Here is a 17,531-nt window from a genome sequence, read left to right as displayed (position 1 = left end):
CCCGCGGAGCGGGTACCACATCGCTGCGCGATGTGCAAGCGAACACCCGTGCTGCGCACGGGTGTTGCGTTCCCGCTCCGCGGGAACGCTGGCGGGGATGCTGCGCATCCCCGCTCACCACCATTGCTGCGCAATGGTGGTGACGCTCCGTCCGCTGCGCTCCCGGAGCTGCGGTGGACTATGTCCACCGCAGGAGGTCTTCCGCTTCGCTTCAGACTCCGGGTGAGTCCGCTGCGCTCCCCACCCTGACGGCCCTTCGGCTGCGCCTCCAGGCCGTTAAGGCCCGCTGGCGCGGGCCAGGCTGGCTACAGGGGCGGCTCTCGGCTGGCCTCCTTGCGCCGTGCAGCCCGGTTGGCAGCTATGAGGCAGATCCATATGAGGACCAGGCCGGCCGCCACAACGATGCGCACAGCACTGTCACCGTCGATCACCCGCCACACCAGCTGGCCGATGCTCAGACAGAGCATCGGCCAGTAAACCCGCGGCCCCCACCGGTTACCTGGTCTCGTCCATGACGGCGGAACACGAGAATCCGGGCGTTGCTCCATGCGCACCTCCCTTCCTCAGTCGCCTTGCCCTCAACTGCCGCCAGAGCGTCCACTCCCCCGGGTTGCAGCCTGCGGCTCGTCTGGCTTCCAGTCAGATCTGCTGCACCAGCATCCATGTGGCGACCGCCAGGAAGAGCAGCCCCGTCACTCGCTGCATGGCATATCCCTTGCTGGTGGGCTCGGTCGCGTCCGGGTTCTTCACCCATCCCCGCTGCAGGTTCCTATTCATCTTCCAGAGCAGTTGCGGACGTACGACTTGAACCAGCCCCATGATCAGCAAGGCGCACAAGATCGGGATGAAAACTGGACTGCCGCCGTCGGAGGCGGCCTGCATTACCGCATCTCGATTCATGTATCTCCGAATGCCCTGACACCGCCTCAGGTAACGGGCGACGCCCCCTCGGCGGCCCCGCTGCACTTCTCTGGTGCCCCGCGGTCCTTCCGGCTGCGCCTCCAGGAGCATGGGCCCGCTTGAGGCGGGCAGGGCCTGGTTTCGAAGGGGGCTACGCGACTGTCGGGCTCAGGCGTTCGCGCGGCGTCGGGCGACCACCTGTCGCGGTGCAGCGTGATGCGCCGGCCTGCCTGCTGTGCCGGCTTGGAGGCGCCACAGCCACAGGGAAGTCGTGAACAGCAGGCTTGTGAAGACCGCCAGGAGAAGTACGGAGACCCACATCTGCCGGCTTGCGGGATGGGTCCATCCCGTCCAGATTGCTGCGGCGGCCCACAACAGGACTCCTGCCGCATAGAAGGCGCGGACATGGCGCAGTTGCCGCACGGCGCGCAGGGACATGATGCGATCGGTCTTGGTTGCCATGCTGGCCCGTGTACCCCCGTGCATGCTGTTCAGTGGGTTGGGTTTGTCCCTGCCGTTTCGCTCACTTTTGCTTTTGCTGCTCGGTGCGTCCTTCGAAGTTGCGTCGTACTGCTGCACCTTGGTCTTCGGTCAGCCCTGCATCGTCGGGGAGGTCCAGGACGGTGCTGCAGTGGTTGCACAGCTTTCCGTCTTCGGCGGGCGTGCCGCACGCCTTGCAGAACCGGTTGCCCTTCTCGTTTTCAGTCTTGTGTGTCATGACTCTCCGGGACTGGGTGGACAGTGATGGATGTGGAGTACCCGTGGTTTGCGTGTTGATTCCCTAGAACGCCTGCTTCTTTTTTAAGGTGCGATAGACTCTGGATTTAGATGACTCCAGTGCTGTGGGGTCTGTGATCCGCTGCAAGGTGGTCATCTGGGTCCCGGATGAGGGCGTGAACCCGGTGGCTTCGGTGGGGGTGTCGTGGCCCATCGCACGTCGTTGCTTGCTGGTTTCCCGCGTTTGGCGTGTGGGGCCTTTCGTCCGGCTCGTAGAAGAGGGTAGATCCAGATGGCTGTGAAGGAACTCCGTCCTCATCAGCGAGAAGCCGTGGACGCGGTACTCCGGGCGCTCGAATTGCCTGCAAGATCCACTGTGCCGGAGCGGGGTCTGCGGACTCAGGTGGTCATGGCGACCGGGGCCGGGAAGACCCTCGTGGCCACCCGGAGTGCAGAGGAGCTCCGTGCGGGCCGTGTGCTCGTCCTCGTCCCTTCGCTGGATCTGCTCGCCCAGACCGAGACCGCCTGGCGCGAGGGAGGCCGTAGGGGCCCGATGATCGGAGTCTCGTCCCTGCGCGGGGAGGAAGCGGGCTTCCCCAACACCACGGACGTGCAGGAGCTGGTCGACTGGGTGCGGCCGTTCGACAAGGTCACGGTGTTCGCCACGTACGCCTCGCTCGGGCTGGGCACGCTGGAACGCGCGCACGCCGCCGGCCTTCCGGGCTGGGACCTGATCGTCGTGGACGAGGCGCACAGGGTTTCGGGCCGGATCGGCAAGCCATGGGCGGTCGTCCACGACAACACTCGCATCCCCGCCCTGCGTCGCCTCTACATGACCGCCACGCCCCGGCTGTGGCAGCTGGACGAGGACTTCGAGCCGGGCGCGCCGGGCGAGCTGGTCGCGAGCATGGAGGACGATCCGGACGGGCCGTTCGGCAGCAGGTGCTTCACCCTGACGCTGTCGGAGGCCATCGACCGGCGGATCTGTGCCCCCTACCAGGTGGTGTGCGTGGACATCACCGACACCCAGCTCCAGGCCGCGCAGCTCCTGGGCGCCGAAGCGCGGTCCGAGCAGGTACGTGGTGCGCGGCTCGCCGCGCTGCAGACGGCGCTGGTCAAGGCGTCGGCCGAGGAAGGCTTCAGGCGTACGCTCGTCTTCCACCACGTCGTGAAGGAGGCCGAGGCGTTCGCGGCCGGTCTCCCGGACATCGCCGCGCAGTTGCACGCCGCCGATCCCGAGCTGTACCCGCGTGCCGTCTGGGTCAACTGGCTGTGCGGCGAGCACAAGCCACTCCACCGCCGGCGCGTCCTCACGGAATTCGCCGACGGCATCGCCACCGACGGCACAGTCGTGGAGAAGAGCTACCTGGGGTCCGTGAAGGTCCTGGGCGAAGGCGTCGACACCAAGAACTGCGACTCCGTCTACTTCGCCGACGTACGCGGCTCCATGCCCGACCTCGTCCAGGCCGTCGGCCGGGCACTGCGGATGCAGCCGGGCGAGGGGAAGACGGCCTCCCTCGTGGTGCCGGTACTGCTCGGGCCTGGGGAGACAGCGGACAACATGCTCACTTCCCGGGCGTTCGGCGGACTGGCGAAACTGCTTGAGGCCCTCAGGGCACACGACGCCCGCGTCGTGGAGCAGCTGGCCGAACAGCAGGCCCCCAGCCGCTCCAAAGGCGTGCAGACGCGGGAAATCAGCAAGGAGCAGGGAGGCAGCGGGGACGGCTCCAGCGTCTCGGTCTCCGCGAAGGCGCTGCTGAAGTTCTCCACGCCGCGCGACCCGGCCGCCCTCGCGGCGTTCATCAACCTGCGCGTCCTCAACCCCGAACACCAACACTGGCGCCGCGGCATCGAAGCCGCCGTCATCTACGCCCGCGAACACGGCGACCTGAAGGTCCCGTTCACGTTCCACGTGCCCGGCCACACCGGCCAGGAGACGCAGGCCAAGGGCTGGCCGGCCTCGCTCGCCGCGTTTCCACTGGGGCAGTGGATCGCCGACGCCAGAAGGTTCTACGCCCGCGGGGACATGGACGCCGACCGCGTCGAGCAGCTGGAAAAACTCGGCATGGTGTGGTCGCACTTCGACGTCGCGTGGGAGGAGGGACTGGCCGCCGCGCGCGGGTGGGCCGCCGAACACGGGCACCTTCTAGCCCCGCTGGACGCCACCTACCAGGGCGCGAAGGTGGGCATCTGGTTGAAGAACGCGCGGACCGCCGCCCGGAAGGCTGCCGAGATCGAACGGCGGCGTGCCGAGGGCCTGCCGGTGGAGTCGTCGGCCGGGGCACTGTCGGACGAGCGGCGCGAGCAGCTGGAGGAGATCGACGCGTCGTGGTGCCCGAGCTGGCCGGTGACGTGGCAGAGGTGCTTCCACCTGGTCCGGATGCACCTGGACGCGGGCGAGGCGCTGCCCACCACGGCGGGCGAGGTCCTGGGCCAGGGCGAGGATCTGGGGCGGTGGGTGCGGTCGGTGCGGCTCGGCTGGGACAAGCTCACGACCGTGCAGCAGTGGATGTGCGAGCACGTCCTCGGCATCACACCCGCCACCGAGGACGAAAAGCCGAAACCGCGCCGCACACAGGCCGACAAGTGGGCGATGAACTACGAGGCCGCCAAACAGTTCTACGAACGCGAAGGCCACCTTCAGGTCCCGAGGAAGCACATAGAGCGGACCGTCGGCGAAGACCAGGAGGAGCGAGAGCACAAGCTGGGGGCCTGGATCGGGAATCAGCGCAGCAGGGCCGCGACGCTGACGCCCGAGCGGATGGAGAAGCTGTCCGCCATCGGAATGCGCTGGACGTAGGCCTCTACTGATGGCCTGCCATACCGGCCAGGTACTGCTTTGCGCGGTGGCGGGCCGTCTTTAGCGCGTTGCTGCCTTGAAAGATCAGGGTGCGGGAGACGAAGTAGTCAGACTGGCGGTAGGTGGTGAGCAGTCTGCCGTCCGGCTGGAGGCGGTGCTCGGTGAAACCGTCCAGGTCACTACTGACCTTTTCGGGTTGCCTTCGGGTGGTGACGTTGGGTGATCCCTGCGGTATGCCGGTGCTATGCGGTACGCGGATGGTGGGGGCCTGACCGCTGAGCGGCGGGCTGCGCGTGAAGGGATCCGGCTGGAGGCCGGGGTGAGGTTCGCACGAGGTGACAGGACTTCGGACATCGCCAAAGACCTGCGGGTGAGCGAGCGTTCGGTGGAGCAATGGCGCCGCAACTGGCGTGAAGGCGGTATCGAGGGTCTGAAGTCGAAGGGACCTGCGAAACTGCCGAAGCTGTCGGACGAACGGTTCGCCCTGCTGGAAAAGGAGCTGGCCAAAGGGCCGGCCGCGCATGGCTGGGAAGACCAGCGGTGGACATTGGAACGCGTCAGAACGCTGATCGGCCGCCAGTTCCAGGTCAGTTGCTCGATCGCGGGAGTGTGGCGGCTGCTGCACCGCCACGGCTGGTCCTGGCAGAGCCCGGCCCGTCGCGCGCTGGAACGCGACGAGCATGCGGTCGAGCTCTGGAAGAAGGACGTGTGGCCGCAGGTGGAAGTGCCGCGGCGGCGCTCGGGGCCTACATCGTCTTCGAGGACGAGGCCGGGTTCGCGATGACGCCGCCACACGCCCGCACCTGGGGCCGGCGCGGACAGACTCCCGTAGTCAGAGTGCGCGGACGGTCCCGGCGACGCATCTCGGTCGCCGCACTGTGCTGCTACCGGCCCGGCGAAAGGTCCCGGCTGATCTACCGGCCCCGCTTCCACCTGCTCCTCAAAGGAGCACGCAAGAGCTTCGCCTGGCAGGACTACCGCGACCTCCTGGTCCGCGCGCACCTGCAGCTCGGCGCCCCGATCATTGTCGTCTGGGACAATTTGAACACCCACCGTGCTGCCGGATTGCGGGAGTACGCAGGCAGCCACGAATGGCTCACCATCATCCAGCTGCCCTCCTACAGCCCGGACTTGAATCCCGTGGAAGGCATCTGGTCGTGGTTACGGCACGGGCCGATGGCCAACACCGCATTCACCGACCCCGACCACCTCACCCGCACCCTCCGCCGAGGGCTCGCCCACATCCAGCGTCACCCCGAGCTCATTGACGGCTACCTCACCGAAACCGGACTGACCCTCACCCCAGATCCCCCGAAGCCAATCCGAAAAGGTCAGTAACTGCGACGGGTGTGTGGGCCCACGGTGGGCGCCTGCACGACGGGGGTGCTGCGCCCATCGGTGCAACGGTGGGGTCGACCCTCCAGCCCTCTGTGGGCCCCACCATGGAAGCTGTCGACGACGGCCGCCCGCGGACGCGCCCTAGCTGTATTGCCTCGTGAGGTTGGGCAAGCCCGGCCGGAGGCTTGCCCAAGCCCTGTGCCGAGGCTTGCCCAGCCCGCGCGGGCCCCCGACCACGGGCACCAGGGCGCCGGCCACAGGCCCGACCATGAGCCCGACCCCGGCAGGTCAGCGCGGGCGGCACTGCGGGTCGGGGTGTCGAGTGCGGAGGCGGAGGATACGGGGCCATGAGCACCAGTCGCCCCTCGCTGACCCAGCGCGAGGCCGCGTCCGTGGGCCCCGCCCGACGGCTGGCACGAGGCGGTGAGGAAGAACTTCCTGCCCCCTGTGGGCGCTTCTGCCCGCACCCCGCACACCGGACGCTGAGCCTCGCGTTCGGCTGCTTCCTGCGCGGCGCCGCGCATCTTCGGCATCGGTTTTACCGCAGCCAGTATCAACCTCGCGCGGATCGGCGCTTGGCTCGCCACTTCAGCCGTCTGAGACTGTTGGCGCATCTTGAAAACGCCGAGCGGTTATCTTCTAGTGCGGGGTCGGCGGAGTACGCAGCACAGCCCTCACCAGGGCAAGAAACTCCCGGCGATGCCTTAGTGCCACCTGCTGAGCCGCATAGAACGCTGTCGACGTCGGTTCGGCCGCACCTAGGATTCGGTTCAAGGCTGCGGTTTGCATTCCATCGAGGTGATCTACCATGCGGCCTGCGGCGTCAGCAACGTCGTCTGGGCCGAGCAGCAGCACTTGCTCCGCTGGTCCCCGGACTGGTGCAGGTGCATACAGAACACGTTCTCCAGCAGCCTCCATAAAGCGTTCACGTTCGGTGGGCGGCGTCGCCTGCTGGCTCTCCCCAATGGTCTTCATCTCGTCTTTGAGCGACTTCACGACTCGATCCCACGCGGTCAGGAACGTCACGTACGCCTCCTGGCGTTGACCGCGCAGCCACTGACCGTGCTCAACTCGTGCTTGATCACTCACTTGGGCACGACCAGCTCGGTACGCGAGGATGCCCACCACAATCGTTCCAATGATGGTCACCACGGCTGCAGTGACCGCCCCCCATCCATCTGTCATCGAGTCATCGTGCCGCAGACTTACAGACAAGGTGGTGGATTCAGAGGCACTCCCTAATGCGCCGCATCCCGCACTCGAGGCTCCGGTCGTGTACGGCCCCGGAGCGCAGCCCGGGGCCCGCAGCGTGTTTGGGGCGCGCTTACAGGTCGAACTCGAGGTGCTCGATGTCCGTGAACCGGACCTCTTCCAGGCTTCCAGCGCGGCGGCCGCCGTCCTGGAAGTACACCTCCTTGAGCGCTTCGGCGGCGATCTCCTGGAGCTGCTGGTCGCTGGCACCCTGTTCCTGGGCTTCGAAGAGTTGGGCGGCGTAGCGGGGCGGCAGGGCGATGGTCAGGTGCCGGATGCGGTCCTGGTCCGTGGAGCCGATGGGGGCGGTGTAGCCAAGGCGGGCGCGGGTGTCGATGACGATGCCGCCGGTGGTCGCCGCCTGCTGCCGTGCCTTGGCGCGGATCTGTGGCTGCCACCGCTTCTTCACCTCGCGCTCCAGGCGGGCGGCGAGGTCCGGGCGGGGCTTTTTGATCTGGTCCTTCACGTACCGCTCTACGGTGCGCTGGGAGATCCGCAGCAGCTGGGCGACCGCCTTGGTGCCCTTGTACTGCTTGACCAGGTACCGCATCTGCGTGCCCGCGCTCTTGGGCGCCGGCCGGGTGAACGCCTTGTGCACTGCGGCTTCCAGGCCGTCCCCGAACATGCTCATCGTCGCCTTCTCCTATTCGCCGTTGTCGGCGTCGGTGACGGTGCCGTCCTTGATGTACCGGGCGAGGTTGAGCTCCGGCGCGTCGAACCGCTCGCGGACCTCTTCACCCCATAGGACGGACTGGGTGCCCTCGTGCTTGACCAGGCCGGGGTTGATGCCGAGCTTAAAACCGCCGGGCAGCGGCTTGCCGTCCCGGTAGGGCAGGAAGTCCAACGGGCCCTCACCGCCAGCCGCGTAGACGACGCAGTCGGACAGGATCGCGACCGGGTACTGGCCGGTGAACGCCGCGTGCTTGACGATCTTGCGGTGCAGGTTGATCCGGGTGCGGGAGATGACCGCCGCGCGGATGTCCGGCCGCCACGTCGGACGCGACAGTGCCCGCCACGGCTCGCCCGGCCGCCAGCCCTCACCCCGGGGCCGCTCGCGCAGCTTGCCCAGCCCGCCCTTCACCGTCGCCTTGATGGCCGAGACGACGATCGCCAGCTCCGGATCACGCTCCTTGTAGCCGTCCATCGCCGCGAGGAAGTCGGCCGGGGAGAGGTCGGCGTGGACGCCGAGGTCGGCCATCGTGGCGAGGTAGGCGTCACGCAGCCGGTTGTACCAGCCGTCCAGGTAGCGGCCGTTCTCGTACCGCACATAGGCCTCGACCGGCGTGACGTCGTAGCCGAGTTCCGCCGCGTAGGCGACGGTGGGCGTCGCGTACCAGGCCGGGCCCTCGGGCCGGTCGCCCTTCGGCGTGAACGGGCTGGGCAGCAGACTCGCGTCCAGGTCTACCCACTTGTCCTTGCCGACCTTCACCCTCGACAGGTCGACGTGCGAGAGGTCCACCAGCCACGATCCGGGCAGCTTCGCGTCGAACACCGGCGCCGTGACGTGCGTGGGCGCGCCGAGGCCGACGGCCAGGCCGTTGGCGCCGGCGGCGAAGGCCATGTTCACGTCGATGCCGACCAGGTGCCGCAGGGTGCACTCGGCATCCGTCATCGGCCGCGCCCAGTCGTACGCCTCCTCGAACAGCTTCTCCGCCGGGCCGCGCACGTGGAACCGCGGCAGGTCCTTGAGCAGCGGGTGCCCGTCGGGGGCCTCGCACGGGGCGCAGTCCACCGGGTCCTTCCCCAGCGAGCCGGGGTTGTGCTCGGAGTGCCGCTTCCCGCTCTCATCGGGCTCGGAGGCGCGGGTCGGCGGGTGCAGCGCGGTCATCAGCTCCAGGCCGGTCACCGCCGTCGATCCGCGCGGCGTCATCACCCGGGACGCGTACACGCCCAGCACACGGGCGAGTTCCGCCGGCGGGAGCTGCCCGGCCTCGCCCCAGTGCCGGGTGTCCAGCGCGTTCCAGGACGGAATGCACAGCTGCACGCAGGCCCGCTCCGAACCCTGTGCGGGACGGTAGATCCGCGCCCACGGCCCAAACCCGCGCTTCGTCAGCTTCCACTCCGCGCGGACCAGCTGCTTGATGACCTTGTGGCCCTCCGGAATCCGCCCAGCGAGCCGCTCCTCATCCGTGAGGGCGACCGGCAGGCCGTAGCGCTCCAGCGCGGCCTCGGTGAGGACGATCAGCGGGTCGGCGTCCTTGCCCGGCCCGGACAGCTTCGGCTGGCCGAGCTTCGCCTCGCGCAGCGTCCAGTCCACCAGGGCCGGGATCGACTTGGCGGGCACGTCCAGGACCAGACCGCCAGTGCAGTACGCGAGGACCTGCCCATCCTCGACGTCGATGACCGCCAACGGACCGTTCTCGAACCGCGGGTCGGTGCCGCCAGCCGGGGTGCCTGCCGGGGCAGCCTTCCGCACGGCCGGGCGGCGCGACGTCGACGTGCTCCTGCTGGTGCCCGCCGGACGCGGCGCGGCCTCCAGAGCAGCGGCGACGGGGGCGGGGCTGGTCTGAGTGTTCTCGGTTGCAGTCATGTCCGCAGCCTCGGGCGCCGGGCCTGTAGACAGAGTCCGGGCCTCAGCCGGGGCGGGCGCGGCGGTGAAGGTGGTCGGCACCGCCGGGGCGTCCGGCTCCTCCAGTGCTGAGGGCGCCGGGTAGAGCTCCGCGAGCTGGTCCAGCAGCCGAGCGTAGGCGTCGCGCTCCGGCGGGCGAGGCTCGGTCTTGCCCGACTCCCAGCCGGACACCGTGGCCCGCCGCACCTTCAGCGCGCCTGCCACCTCGTCAATCGTCAGACCGTGCGCGGCACGCAGCCGCTTGCGCTCCGCCGGTGGCGGCAGCGTGGCGCGGGACGCGACCAGCGCGTCGACCGCGTCAAACAACTCGGACATGGAACACCTCCTGACCAACACCCTACCCCACGGAGCGTACGAAGTGCGTACGTTTGCCGTACACATCGCGTACTAATCGAAAAAGCGACCTCAGCATTTTTTTCTCCTGGATCACTGGTGACAGAAGTTAGAAAAAGTCTCCTGGATGCCATACGATCAGAGGTATACGAGTGGTCCGGGTCGGCCGGACTGCTACAAGGGAGGCCGCATGCCTACGCTCAGCATCAATTTCGACCCGGCCGTCATCGCGCACTTGATGAAAGCGAGCGGCGACGACACCGTGCAGGTGACTCTCACCCTCGGCACCGGGGGCAAGCCGTCATCGCCGAGGCAGGTGGTCCCCCACGGTCCGCTGGCCGATCTCATGCAAGCGGACCTGCTGAAGGCGGGCACGGTCCTGACCTTTCACCAGCGCCGAGCCAACCGGTCTGGGCGCGCGGTGGTGACGCCTGACGGCCAGTTGGTTGTCGATGGCCATGCCACTCCGTACCCCTCGCCGTCCAAGGCGGCAGAAGCTGTGACCGGCAACGTGATCAACGGATGGACGCTGTGGCACGTGGAGGACGGACGCACGCTCGATGTCCTGCGCCGTGAACTCGAGTCACGCAACCCGCAGTAGTCCCACTTCCTGAGCTGTAGACCCAATGCGAGGCGGGGGCACCACGGGTGCCCCCGCTGGATCGTGAGCTGCCTCCTGGGATGCAGCCCTCAAGCCGACCGTCTGCTGGAGAGCATGTCCGCCCACGCGGCCGAACGGTGGCAGAAAGGAACACCGGCTTCATCATGCTGTCTGAACAAGAGAGCTCCGACGTGCTGCACCGGGTGATCCTCCCGACCGCGACACAGAGCGCCGTCGCCCAGTGCCGGAAAGACGCAGGTCGCCGACCTCGTGCAGGCCGTCCTGGACCGCCGCGGCGGCTGCGTGCGGGTCGGCCGCGACCTGTACAAGCCCGCGCACCGGCACTACCCGAGCCTCCTGGCCGCCAACGTCCGTACGGCCGGAACCCTGGTCCGCCCCGACACCGCGCGTTGAAGGCCGCCGTCGAAGCCCACGTCCGCGACCGGCGCTTCGACGCCGTGGTGGAGTCCGCGCTCGCCGACCCCGACGACTTCCGCGCCTCCTCCCACGCCTACCGCGCGGCCGGCCACCGGATCGAGGTAGTCGGCTGGTCACCGCGGAAGCCCTGAGACAGCTCGGCATCGCGGACCGCTTCCTCACCCAAGCCGCCGGCGGCGGGGGGCCGGTACGTGTCGTGGGAGAGAACCACGGCACCTGCGCGCAGGGCCTGGTGTCCACGCTGCCCGTGATCGAGTCCGAGCAGCTCCGACCGGGTCACCGTCGTACGGCGCGACGGCACCGTGCTGTACGCCAACGAGTGCACCTCCGAGGGCAGCTGGCGGCGCCGCCCCGCTGCGGACCGAGTTGTGGGGGTGGAGCGGGCGCGGCCGTTGACCGCGCCCGAGACCGCCGCCTTCCGATCTCGGAAGCGTCGGCTAAGTGATCAATGACGATGCCTGCGGCGGCGTTCACGGGCAGGCGAATCCCTGGGGCTCGCATCGTGGATGCCGCGTGCAACGGCGGCGCGCCAGACCTCGCCGGGTGTGATGACCTTCGCTGCGAGTTCCTGGTATTCGGCGAGGGCGGCGGCGTCGCATCCGGGTCGCGTGGGGCAGCGGGGCCTGGCGTCGGGGTGCCGTTCGCGCCATCCGTACAGCAGGCCGATCTCCTTCCTGCAAGTGTGCCAGCATGCGGCGCGGACTGCCTGCACGAGGTCGGCGGGCAGGTCGACCGTCAGCGCCTCGGGCCATGCTCCCTCCGGGGAACCGGGCCACCGCCCGTATGCCTGGTGCGGGATGTCGGGCCAGGTGCGCTTCCACCCACGCTTGATGACCTCCTGGGTGACAGCTCCGGTGACGAGGGCTTGGATGCTGTCCGTCAGCCGGCCTGCACGGCGCAGTTGTTGTTTTTCCCGGTGCCACAAGGATCGGCGGGCGGCGGCCTCCCTTTGGTTCAATCCTGCGGTTGAGGCCATGGAAAGCGTCTTGGCCCGCGCCCGCTCGGACGCGAAGAACGGCGTGAGGTCCTGCAGTTGCTTGCGGGTTCCAAAGGGGAGACGCGCAGTGATGGTGATGGTGCCGATGGCCTCTGCGGTGGGGGGCGCTATGTACGCGCAGGGGCGTGCGGGCGGTGCCCGTGCAACCGGCGGCTCCCCCGGGGACACTTCGGCGGGCAGGGACACGGGGAGGACGCTGGGGAAAGGGCCGCCGTCTCGACGTTGGCCTACCTGCCACACCCCTGGAGGAAGTGCTCCATGTTCCGCTCCGTCACCCGCGGCGCCCGGCTCCTCGTGGCGGCGGCCGCAGCCGCCGCCACGCTCGGCATCGCGGCAAGCCCGGCAACAGCGACCGACGACTGGCTGTCGCCGGGCGATCTGCAGAACGAGGCGACGCTCAAGTGTCTGGATGGCAGCTCGCGGGGCATCCGCCTGCTGAAGTGCAACGACAGCAAGTACCAGAGGTGGCAGGCCTCGCCCGAGGACTACTCCTTCCGGAACGTGGCCACCCTCACGTGCCTGGACGGCAGCTCCCGGGGGCTGCGCCTGGTGAAGTGCAACGGCAGCCGGTACCAGGCGTGGGTGTGGCGCGGAGATGAGCTGCACAACGCGGTGCTGGGTACCTGCCTGGATGGCAGCTCCCGGGGGGTTCGGCTGGTGAAGTGCAACGACAGCAAGTACCAGCACTGGTACTGACGGTCGGCGGCGCTGTCCGCTCGTGTGGGAGGGGCCCCGGCCGTGTCGGGGCCCCTCCCACACGAGCGGACAGCGACTTGCGGGTCTGGCAACGGGGCGGATTGAGGGCCACTCGAACGGAGTAGGGCCGGAACCAGGATCACTCTCCCTTGTCTCTCCTGCCGCACGGCCGGAAGCCGTGTGACGCGTGGGTCAGCCGTGCCTGATGAAGATGGCCGAGTTGGTGTTATAGACAACGAGTCCCACAGCGGTGACGCTGGGTGCCCGATCGTTGTGGTGTCAGGGGGAGGGAGAGCGATCCGCACACGCAGGTCAAGCACCTCGTGTACCGGCACTACCTGCAGTGCTGGATGGGCAAGATCCTCCAGAAGTTCCCCGAGGCCACCATCGTGGACGCCTTCGCCGGCCCGGGCATCTACACCGACGGCCCGCCCGGCTCCCCCATCGTGGTCGCCAAGACCTTCCTCGAGCACACCGCATACCGGAACTTCGGCCGGCTCAACCTGGTCTGTCTCGAAGAGCGCCCCGACCGGGTGGAGGAGCTCCAGCGGCAATTCGCCAAACTGCCCCGCTCGCCGCAGCTGAACATCAGCGTCCCACCGGGCCGACGTGCCAAAGTGTGTTGAAAGACCATCGCAACCGACGCGCGGACCATGGGGGCGTGGTGGGGGCACGTAGGCTGCTGTCGTTTTCGGACGCGTTGGCGCTGCTGGGTAGCGACCCGCCCGCCGTTGCCGCGCTGGACCGGGCGCTCGGTGGAGTGCTAAACATCGCGACGGGCGGAGTCGCTGACGGGCTCGTGCGGATCGCCGACGCCCGGGGCAGCGTGCTGACGCTCGGCCGTGGCGCCGTGCGGGGTATCGGGCGGCGCCTGGGCCTGGCGGACGGCCGTGCCGAGCGCACCGAGCTGCTGCACGCCGCCCACACCGTGATCGTCGTCCTCGCCTGGTTCCAGGCCCTGGAGGCACAGCATCTGCCCGTTCACCTCGAGGACTTGGAGCTGACCCGCCACGAACAGCTCGCCCTCGCGGGCGCGCCGCACGTGGCGGAGCGCGGCGCCGCGTTCGCCCGCTCGCTCGCCGCCTCCGACGCGCCGAGCCCCGCGCCCCACCGGCCCTTCGAGGTGGTCACGGACGAGCTGCAGCGCTGGTACGAGGGCCTGTCGACGAGGTTTCTAGACTTCGTCGAGGGACTCCGCGTCTGGAACACGCAGACGGAGACATCCCGGGGCGAGGCCCGGCGGATTATCCGTACCGAGCTGCCCCGCGAGGCAGTCCGGCAGTACGAGTCCCTGTATGCCCAGCTGGCCCAAGAGGCACCGGAGTTCGGGTTCTGGACGACCCAGATCGAGCACCGGGCGACCCGGGCCGAGGTGCGCCGCTCCCTCGGGGGGATCAGCGAGCTGCTTGCCGGCCTGGCCCGCACAGTCCGTCCCCCCGTGGACGTCGCGGCGGCTCTGGCCCGCTCGTCCGAGGCCATGCTGACCCGCACCGTCCTGGACGCCTCGTCCGGCCCGGAAGGCATCCGTGTACCGACGCTGCGGGAGATGTACCTCGACCCGGACTTCCGGGTCCGTGAGGTGTCCGGATCGAACGGGCCGGCTACCGAGTCCTGGTGGGAGGAGGCCCAAGTCCGCCGGGACCTCACTGGCTACCTCGCCGGAACGCTGACGTTCGCTGGGCCGGCCGATGCGCCCCTCCTCGTGCTCGGGCAGCCAGGCGCGGGAAAGTCTGTCCTGACGCGAGTCCTTGCCGCCCGACTGCCCTCTGCCGGCTTCCTGCCCGTGCGCGTGCCGCTGCGGGACGTACATGCCGAGGACGACCTCCAGACCCAAATCGAGCAGGCGGTGCGCACTGCGACCGGAGAGCGGGCGTCGTGGCCGGAGCTGGTCCGCTCGGCCGGCACTGCCGTTCCCGTCCTGCTCCTCGACGGGTTCGACGAATTGCTGCAGACCACCGGGGTCCACCACAGTGACTTCCTTACCCGCGTCGCCCGCTTCCAGCAACGCGAGGCGGAACAGGGCCGGCCCATCCGTGCCCTCGTCACCAGCCGCATCGCCGTCGCCGACCGGGCCCGCTACCCAGAGGGCCTCGTCGCCCTGCGCCTGGAGCCGTTCCGACCCGAGCAGATCCGCAGCTGGCTCGCAGTGTGGAACGAGGCCAATGCCGACAGCTTCGCAGCCCGCGGGCTGCGCCCGCTGAGCTGGGAGGCCGTCGAGCGACACTTAGCGCTCGCTGAGCAACCACTGCTGCTGACGATGCTGGCACTATACGACGCCGCCGACAACGCTCTGCGCCGCGACAGCGACGGCCCTTTTGACCAGGCCGAGCTGTACGAGGAACTGCTCACCGCCTTCGCCCGCCGCGAAATCGACAAGGACGGCCCCGCCCCTGCCGCACCGGACGACGAGACGCGGGCCCGCGGCGAACGAGAACTGCAACGGCTGTCCCTGGTCGCCTTCGCTCTGCACAACCGCCGCCGCCAGTGGGTGTCGGCCGCCGAACTCGACGAGGACCTGACGGCGCTCCTGGGCAGGGCATCCGCGGAGGCCTCCGGGTTTCGAACGCCGCTCGGTGCCGCCGAAGTGGCTCTCGGCCGCTTCTTCTTCGTGCAGCGTGCCCAGTCTGTGCGCGACGGGCGCGCACTGGCCACGTACGAGTTTCTGCACGCCACTTTCGGTGAGTACTTGGTCGTACGGCTCGCCCTGCACGTGCTCACCAGCCTTCTGACGCACCGCCCTTCCCTGTCCGCAGCTAAGAGCAGCGTCGACGACGACCTCGCCTACACCCTGCTCTCGTACGCGCCACTGTCCTCCCGCCAGATGCTGCGATTCGCCGGATCGATGGTGCGCCGGATCCCCGCTGCCGAGCGCGACCAGCTAGCACGTCTCCTCATCGGCGTACTCGAGCAGCACGGCCAACGCACGCACGAGCCCCATCCTGCCTACCGGCCCACCCGCTTTCCCGCTTCCCCGGGACTGCGGACTTCGGCCCGTCACGGCATCTACGGCGCCAACCTGGTCCTGGTGATCCTGCTCTTGAAGGGCCGTGTCAGCGCGGGCGAGCTGTTCCCGTCCTGGAACGACCATGCCAGTGCCTGGCACCGCCATGTTCTGCTGTGGCGGGCCTCGTTCGACGAGGAGCAGTGGACCGACTTCGCCGTGTCCCTCTCGGCCCGCCGCACCTGGTCCGATCAGGGCAGGGAACTGGAAATCATCCTGCAGTCCGGCGCAGTGGAATCGCCGGACCCGCTGGACATGAACTGGCTGTACCGCTACCCCCGGGGCAACGACGGCCCGGGCTGGTCGCGTACGTATTGGGAGGAAGTGCAGCACAAGTTGGACGTGTCCGGCGGCACGAACGACGGTGTCGTACGGCATGTCATGGACCCGGTCTTCACATGGCTCGGACCGTCCGTCACCACGTTCCTCACATCAGCAGGAGGTCCGGCCACTTCTCTGGCTCACGATGTGCTGAAGCTGTTGCTCGGCGGAGCAGACCTGCCGCCCGGCGAAGAGGACACCGTGCGCGCCCGGGTGCTGCGCGGCCTCGACAACGTTCCGCGCGAGGTGCGGGAGCGGATACGACGACTGGTCGCTGAGCACCCGGCGCCGTCCTCAGGGACCGGCTCGACCAGCGGCTTCTGAGGGGATTTAGAGCGGTTGTTTGTTGTGGCTTCGGTCGCGGCCGCCCGGCGCAGCCAATCGCTTCCAGCCGCGGGAGGGTGTCTTCGTGATCTTCAGTGCCTGACAGTTCTGCGCTCAGAAGGGAGAGGCCAAGCAGAAGGTCCCGCACGGGGTGGATCCATGGTGACCGCTGGCCAACACCCTCGAGTGGCCAAATCCTGCCATCAGGAATGAACCATCGCTCCGAATGGGACGGAACCTCGTTGGGATACTCAGCCGAGACGATGTCCAGGACGGACATGTGCCCGAGTGCGTGGTTCGCGAAGAAGATGACGGACAGCTGGCCGACGGACGCGATGCGCACGTCCTCGCCCTCGGGGTCGCCGGGGTCCCACTGCGGGAAGCCCCACGGGTTCCCGGCCGCGGCGTCCAGGACGTCCCAGACCATCTGCTCCGCGTGCTCGGGCAGTGCGGCGAGTACCTTCGCGGCGGGCGGCGACAGCCGGACCGCGTACGGCCGACCTCTCACCGGCGCCTGCTCCGGATCTCCTCCAGGTCCACGACCCCGGTCTCGTCACGGCCGGAGGCGAGGAACTCGTCGACCGCTGGGGCGGAGACGACGCGGGCCTGCCAGACCTGGACGACCTCGTACAGCCCGGCGAGGGAGAACGTCCGGCGGGACTCTTCCAGCGCCGCCGCCCACTCCCGCTCGAAGACCGGCACCCACTGTGCGGCGCGCCGGTCGGCGCGCAGCTGGGCGAGGAGTTCGGCCGGAGCCCCGGGGGGGGCGTAGGGCGTGACGGGTGCGTGGTCGGGCTGCGCGCTCATCAGCTGAGTCCTCCCGGCGGCAGGTCGTACCGCCACGGTACGTGCGCCGAGTGGCCGTGGAGACGGACATGTGGTGATCTCCTTCCGGTGGGAGTGTCAGTCAGTGAGCTTCTTCCAACCTGTTCGCCGCGAGCGTGGTGCTCGGCTGGTCATGCACCTTCGGTGTCAAGTCGCTCCGCGGACTGGAGCAGGTACTCGGGCAGTTTCGAACTAGCCGCCAATACCTCGATGCCGATGAGGCGGCCCTGCTCGTCGAAGTCGAGGTTGATCATGCCGTCGACGTCCACTGGATCGCAGGGATACATGCGCGCGGACTTCACGCGAGCCTGCGGTTCGGTGAGGTATACGTACGCTGCGTTGACGGTCTTGTCGTAGGTGACTCTGACGTCTGTCATGGTGAGCGGTCTCCCTTGCTGTCGTTGATGGTGGCGCTGTCCT

Annotated in this window: 18 protein-coding genes; 9 read left to right on the top strand and 9 right to left on the bottom strand. The window is 68.6% G+C overall.

Features of this window, described 5'->3' with window-relative positions:
• Positions 1-639: 639 nt before the first annotated feature.
• From GTY58_RS39270 to GTY58_RS39260, 3 genes are all read right to left on the bottom strand, one after another.
• Positions 640-900: a DUF6199 family natural product biosynthesis protein gene (locus tag GTY58_RS39270; RefSeq protein ID WP_237528965.1), complete on the bottom strand. Its 261-nt coding sequence runs from the start codon at positions 898-900 to the stop codon at positions 640-642.
• Between the two features lie 168 nt (positions 901-1,068).
• Entirely contained in the window at positions 1,069-1,362 is a 294-nt protein-coding gene (locus tag GTY58_RS39265) for a hypothetical protein (RefSeq protein ID WP_078936827.1), read from the bottom strand.
• Positions 1,363-1,423: 61 nt separating this feature from the next.
• Positions 1,424-1,618 carry a hypothetical protein gene (locus tag GTY58_RS39260; protein WP_010988964.1) on the bottom strand — a complete coding sequence of 65 codons (195 nt, stop codon included), beginning with the start codon at positions 1,616-1,618 and terminating at the stop codon, positions 1,424-1,426.
• 291 nt (positions 1,619-1,909) lie between these two features.
• Here GTY58_RS39260 and GTY58_RS39255 point away from each other — a divergent pair, with 291 nt between their 5' ends.
• The 3 genes from GTY58_RS39255 to GTY58_RS39245 all read left to right on the top strand — a co-directional run bounded on the left by GTY58_RS39255 (position 1,910) and on the right by GTY58_RS39245 (position 5,755).
• A complete protein-coding gene (locus GTY58_RS39255; protein ID WP_010988963.1) occupies positions 1,910-4,417 on the top strand; it encodes a DEAD/DEAH box helicase in 2,508 nt (835 codons plus the stop codon).
• Between the two features lie 244 nt (positions 4,418-4,661).
• A complete protein-coding gene (locus GTY58_RS39250) occupies positions 4,662-5,201 on the top strand; it encodes a winged helix-turn-helix domain-containing protein (RefSeq protein ID WP_010988962.1) in 540 nt (179 codons plus the stop codon).
• Complete coding sequence (locus GTY58_RS39245; RefSeq protein WP_010982182.1) at positions 5,198-5,755, top strand: transposase; 558 nt, start codon at positions 5,198-5,200, stop codon at positions 5,753-5,755. The genes GTY58_RS39250 and GTY58_RS39245 overlap by 4 nt, the downstream gene beginning before the upstream one ends.
• Positions 5,756-6,394: 639 nt before the next feature.
• On the opposite strand, the gene GTY58_RS39240 is transcribed toward GTY58_RS39245, so the two are convergent.
• From GTY58_RS39240 to GTY58_RS39230, 3 genes are all read right to left on the bottom strand, one after another.
• The gene (locus tag GTY58_RS39240; protein ID WP_141666374.1) at positions 6,395-6,940 is read right to left on the bottom strand and encodes a hypothetical protein; all 546 of its coding nucleotides are present in this window, start codon (positions 6,938-6,940) and stop codon (positions 6,395-6,397) included.
• Between the two features lie 139 nt (positions 6,941-7,079).
• A complete protein-coding gene (locus GTY58_RS39235; RefSeq protein WP_010988961.1) occupies positions 7,080-7,637 on the bottom strand; it encodes a hypothetical protein in 558 nt (185 codons plus the stop codon).
• 12 nt (positions 7,638-7,649) lie between these two features.
• Positions 7,650-9,890, bottom strand: a complete 2,241-nt coding sequence (locus GTY58_RS39230; protein ID WP_010988960.1) for a helix-turn-helix transcriptional regulator — start codon at positions 9,888-9,890, stop codon at positions 7,650-7,652.
• 208 nt (positions 9,891-10,098) lie between these two features.
• Here GTY58_RS39230 and GTY58_RS39225 point away from each other — a divergent pair, with 208 nt between their 5' ends.
• The 3 genes from GTY58_RS39225 (at position 10,099) to GTY58_RS41175 (ending at position 11,078) form a co-directional block, all read left to right on the top strand.
• Positions 10,099-10,509 carry a DUF4357 domain-containing protein gene (locus tag GTY58_RS39225; protein WP_010988959.1) on the top strand — a complete coding sequence of 137 codons (411 nt, stop codon included), beginning with the start codon at positions 10,099-10,101 and terminating at the stop codon, positions 10,507-10,509.
• Positions 10,510-10,779: 270 nt separating this feature from the next.
• Positions 10,780-10,923 carry a zeta toxin family protein gene (locus GTY58_RS41180; RefSeq protein WP_010988958.1) on the top strand — a complete coding sequence of 48 codons (144 nt, stop codon included), beginning with the start codon at positions 10,780-10,782 and terminating at the stop codon, positions 10,921-10,923.
• Positions 10,920-11,078 carry a zeta toxin family protein gene (locus GTY58_RS41175; protein ID WP_237528963.1) on the top strand — a complete coding sequence of 53 codons (159 nt, stop codon included), beginning with the start codon at positions 10,920-10,922 and terminating at the stop codon, positions 11,076-11,078. Before GTY58_RS41180 ends, GTY58_RS41175 begins: the two co-directional genes overlap by 4 nt.
• A 314-nt stretch (positions 11,079-11,392) precedes the next feature.
• On the opposite strand, the gene GTY58_RS39215 is transcribed toward GTY58_RS41175, so the two are convergent.
• On the bottom strand, positions 11,393-12,130 hold the full coding sequence (locus GTY58_RS39215) for a hypothetical protein (protein WP_137951612.1): 738 nt from the start codon (positions 12,128-12,130) through the stop codon (positions 11,393-11,395).
• Between the two features lie 72 nt (positions 12,131-12,202).
• On the opposite strand from GTY58_RS39215, the gene GTY58_RS39210 reads away from it, so the two are divergent.
• The 3 genes from GTY58_RS39210 to GTY58_RS39200 all read left to right on the top strand — a co-directional run bounded on the left by GTY58_RS39210 (position 12,203) and on the right by GTY58_RS39200 (position 16,286).
• Positions 12,203-12,640: a ricin-type beta-trefoil lectin domain protein gene (locus GTY58_RS39210; protein WP_048894137.1), complete on the top strand. Its 438-nt coding sequence runs from the start codon at positions 12,203-12,205 to the stop codon at positions 12,638-12,640.
• A gap of 260 nt (positions 12,641-12,900) precedes the next feature.
• Positions 12,901-13,266: a three-Cys-motif partner protein TcmP gene (gene tcmP, locus GTY58_RS39205; protein ID WP_010988955.1), complete on the top strand. Its 366-nt coding sequence runs from the start codon at positions 12,901-12,903 to the stop codon at positions 13,264-13,266.
• Positions 13,267-13,301: 35 nt separating this feature from the next.
• Positions 13,302-16,286: a hypothetical protein gene (locus GTY58_RS39200; protein ID WP_137951611.1), complete on the top strand. Its 2,985-nt coding sequence runs from the start codon at positions 13,302-13,304 to the stop codon at positions 16,284-16,286.
• Positions 16,287-16,790: 504 nt separating this feature from the next.
• Here GTY58_RS39200 and GTY58_RS39195 read toward each other — a convergent pair.
• Both GTY58_RS39195 and GTY58_RS39190 read right to left on the bottom strand, forming a co-directional pair.
• A complete protein-coding gene (locus tag GTY58_RS39195) occupies positions 16,791-17,093 on the bottom strand; it encodes a DUF6247 family protein (RefSeq protein WP_037653107.1) in 303 nt (100 codons plus the stop codon).
• 149 nt (positions 17,094-17,242) lie between these two features.
• Positions 17,243-17,488: a DUF2283 domain-containing protein gene (locus tag GTY58_RS39190; protein WP_010988952.1), complete on the bottom strand. Its 246-nt coding sequence runs from the start codon at positions 17,486-17,488 to the stop codon at positions 17,243-17,245.
• Between the last annotated feature and the right edge of the window lie 43 nt (positions 17,489-17,531).

Origin of the sequence: Streptomyces sp. SID5469 (assembly GCF_009862865.1) — a bacterium.
Taxonomy (GTDB): Bacteria; Actinomycetota; Actinomycetes; order Streptomycetales; family Streptomycetaceae; genus Streptomyces; species Streptomyces avermitilis.
This window is presented reverse-complemented; position numbering and strand designations above follow the sequence as displayed.

Bases quoted from the DNA above. Each gene is read 5' to 3' on its own strand.
- GTY58_RS39270 (WP_237528965.1), bottom strand. From the start codon at position 900: ATGAATCGAGATGCGGTAATGCAGGCCGCCTCCGACGGCGGCAGTCCA.
- GTY58_RS39260 (WP_010988964.1), bottom strand. From the start codon at position 1,618: ATGACACACAAGACTGAAAACGAGAAGGGCAACCGGTTCTGCAAGGCG.
- GTY58_RS39240 (WP_141666374.1), bottom strand. From the start codon at position 6,940: ATGACAGATGGATGGGGGGCGGTCACTGCAGCCGTGGTGACCATCATT.
- GTY58_RS39255 (WP_010988963.1), top strand. From the start codon at position 1,910: ATGGCTGTGAAGGAACTCCGTCCTCATCAGCGAGAAGCCGTGGACGCG.
- GTY58_RS39225 (WP_010988959.1), top strand. From the start codon at position 10,099: ATGCCTACGCTCAGCATCAATTTCGACCCGGCCGTCATCGCGCACTTG.
- GTY58_RS39195 (WP_037653107.1), bottom strand. From the start codon at position 17,093: ATGAGCGCGCAGCCCGACCACGCACCCGTCACGCCCTACGCCCCCCCC.
- GTY58_RS39235 (WP_010988961.1), bottom strand. From the start codon at position 7,637: ATGAGCATGTTCGGGGACGGCCTGGAAGCCGCAGTGCACAAGGCGTTC.
- GTY58_RS39245 (WP_010982182.1), top strand. From the start codon at position 5,198: ATGACGCCGCCACACGCCCGCACCTGGGGCCGGCGCGGACAGACTCCC.
- GTY58_RS39250 (WP_010988962.1), top strand. From the start codon at position 4,662: ATGCGGTACGCGGATGGTGGGGGCCTGACCGCTGAGCGGCGGGCTGCG.
- GTY58_RS39230 (WP_010988960.1), bottom strand. From the start codon at position 9,890: ATGTCCGAGTTGTTTGACGCGGTCGACGCGCTGGTCGCGTCCCGCGCC.
- GTY58_RS39190 (WP_010988952.1), bottom strand. From the start codon at position 17,488: ATGACAGACGTCAGAGTCACCTACGACAAGACCGTCAACGCAGCGTAC.
- GTY58_RS39265 (WP_078936827.1), bottom strand. From the start codon at position 1,362: ATGGCAACCAAGACCGATCGCATCATGTCCCTGCGCGCCGTGCGGCAA.
- GTY58_RS39210 (WP_048894137.1), top strand. From the start codon at position 12,203: ATGTTCCGCTCCGTCACCCGCGGCGCCCGGCTCCTCGTGGCGGCGGCC.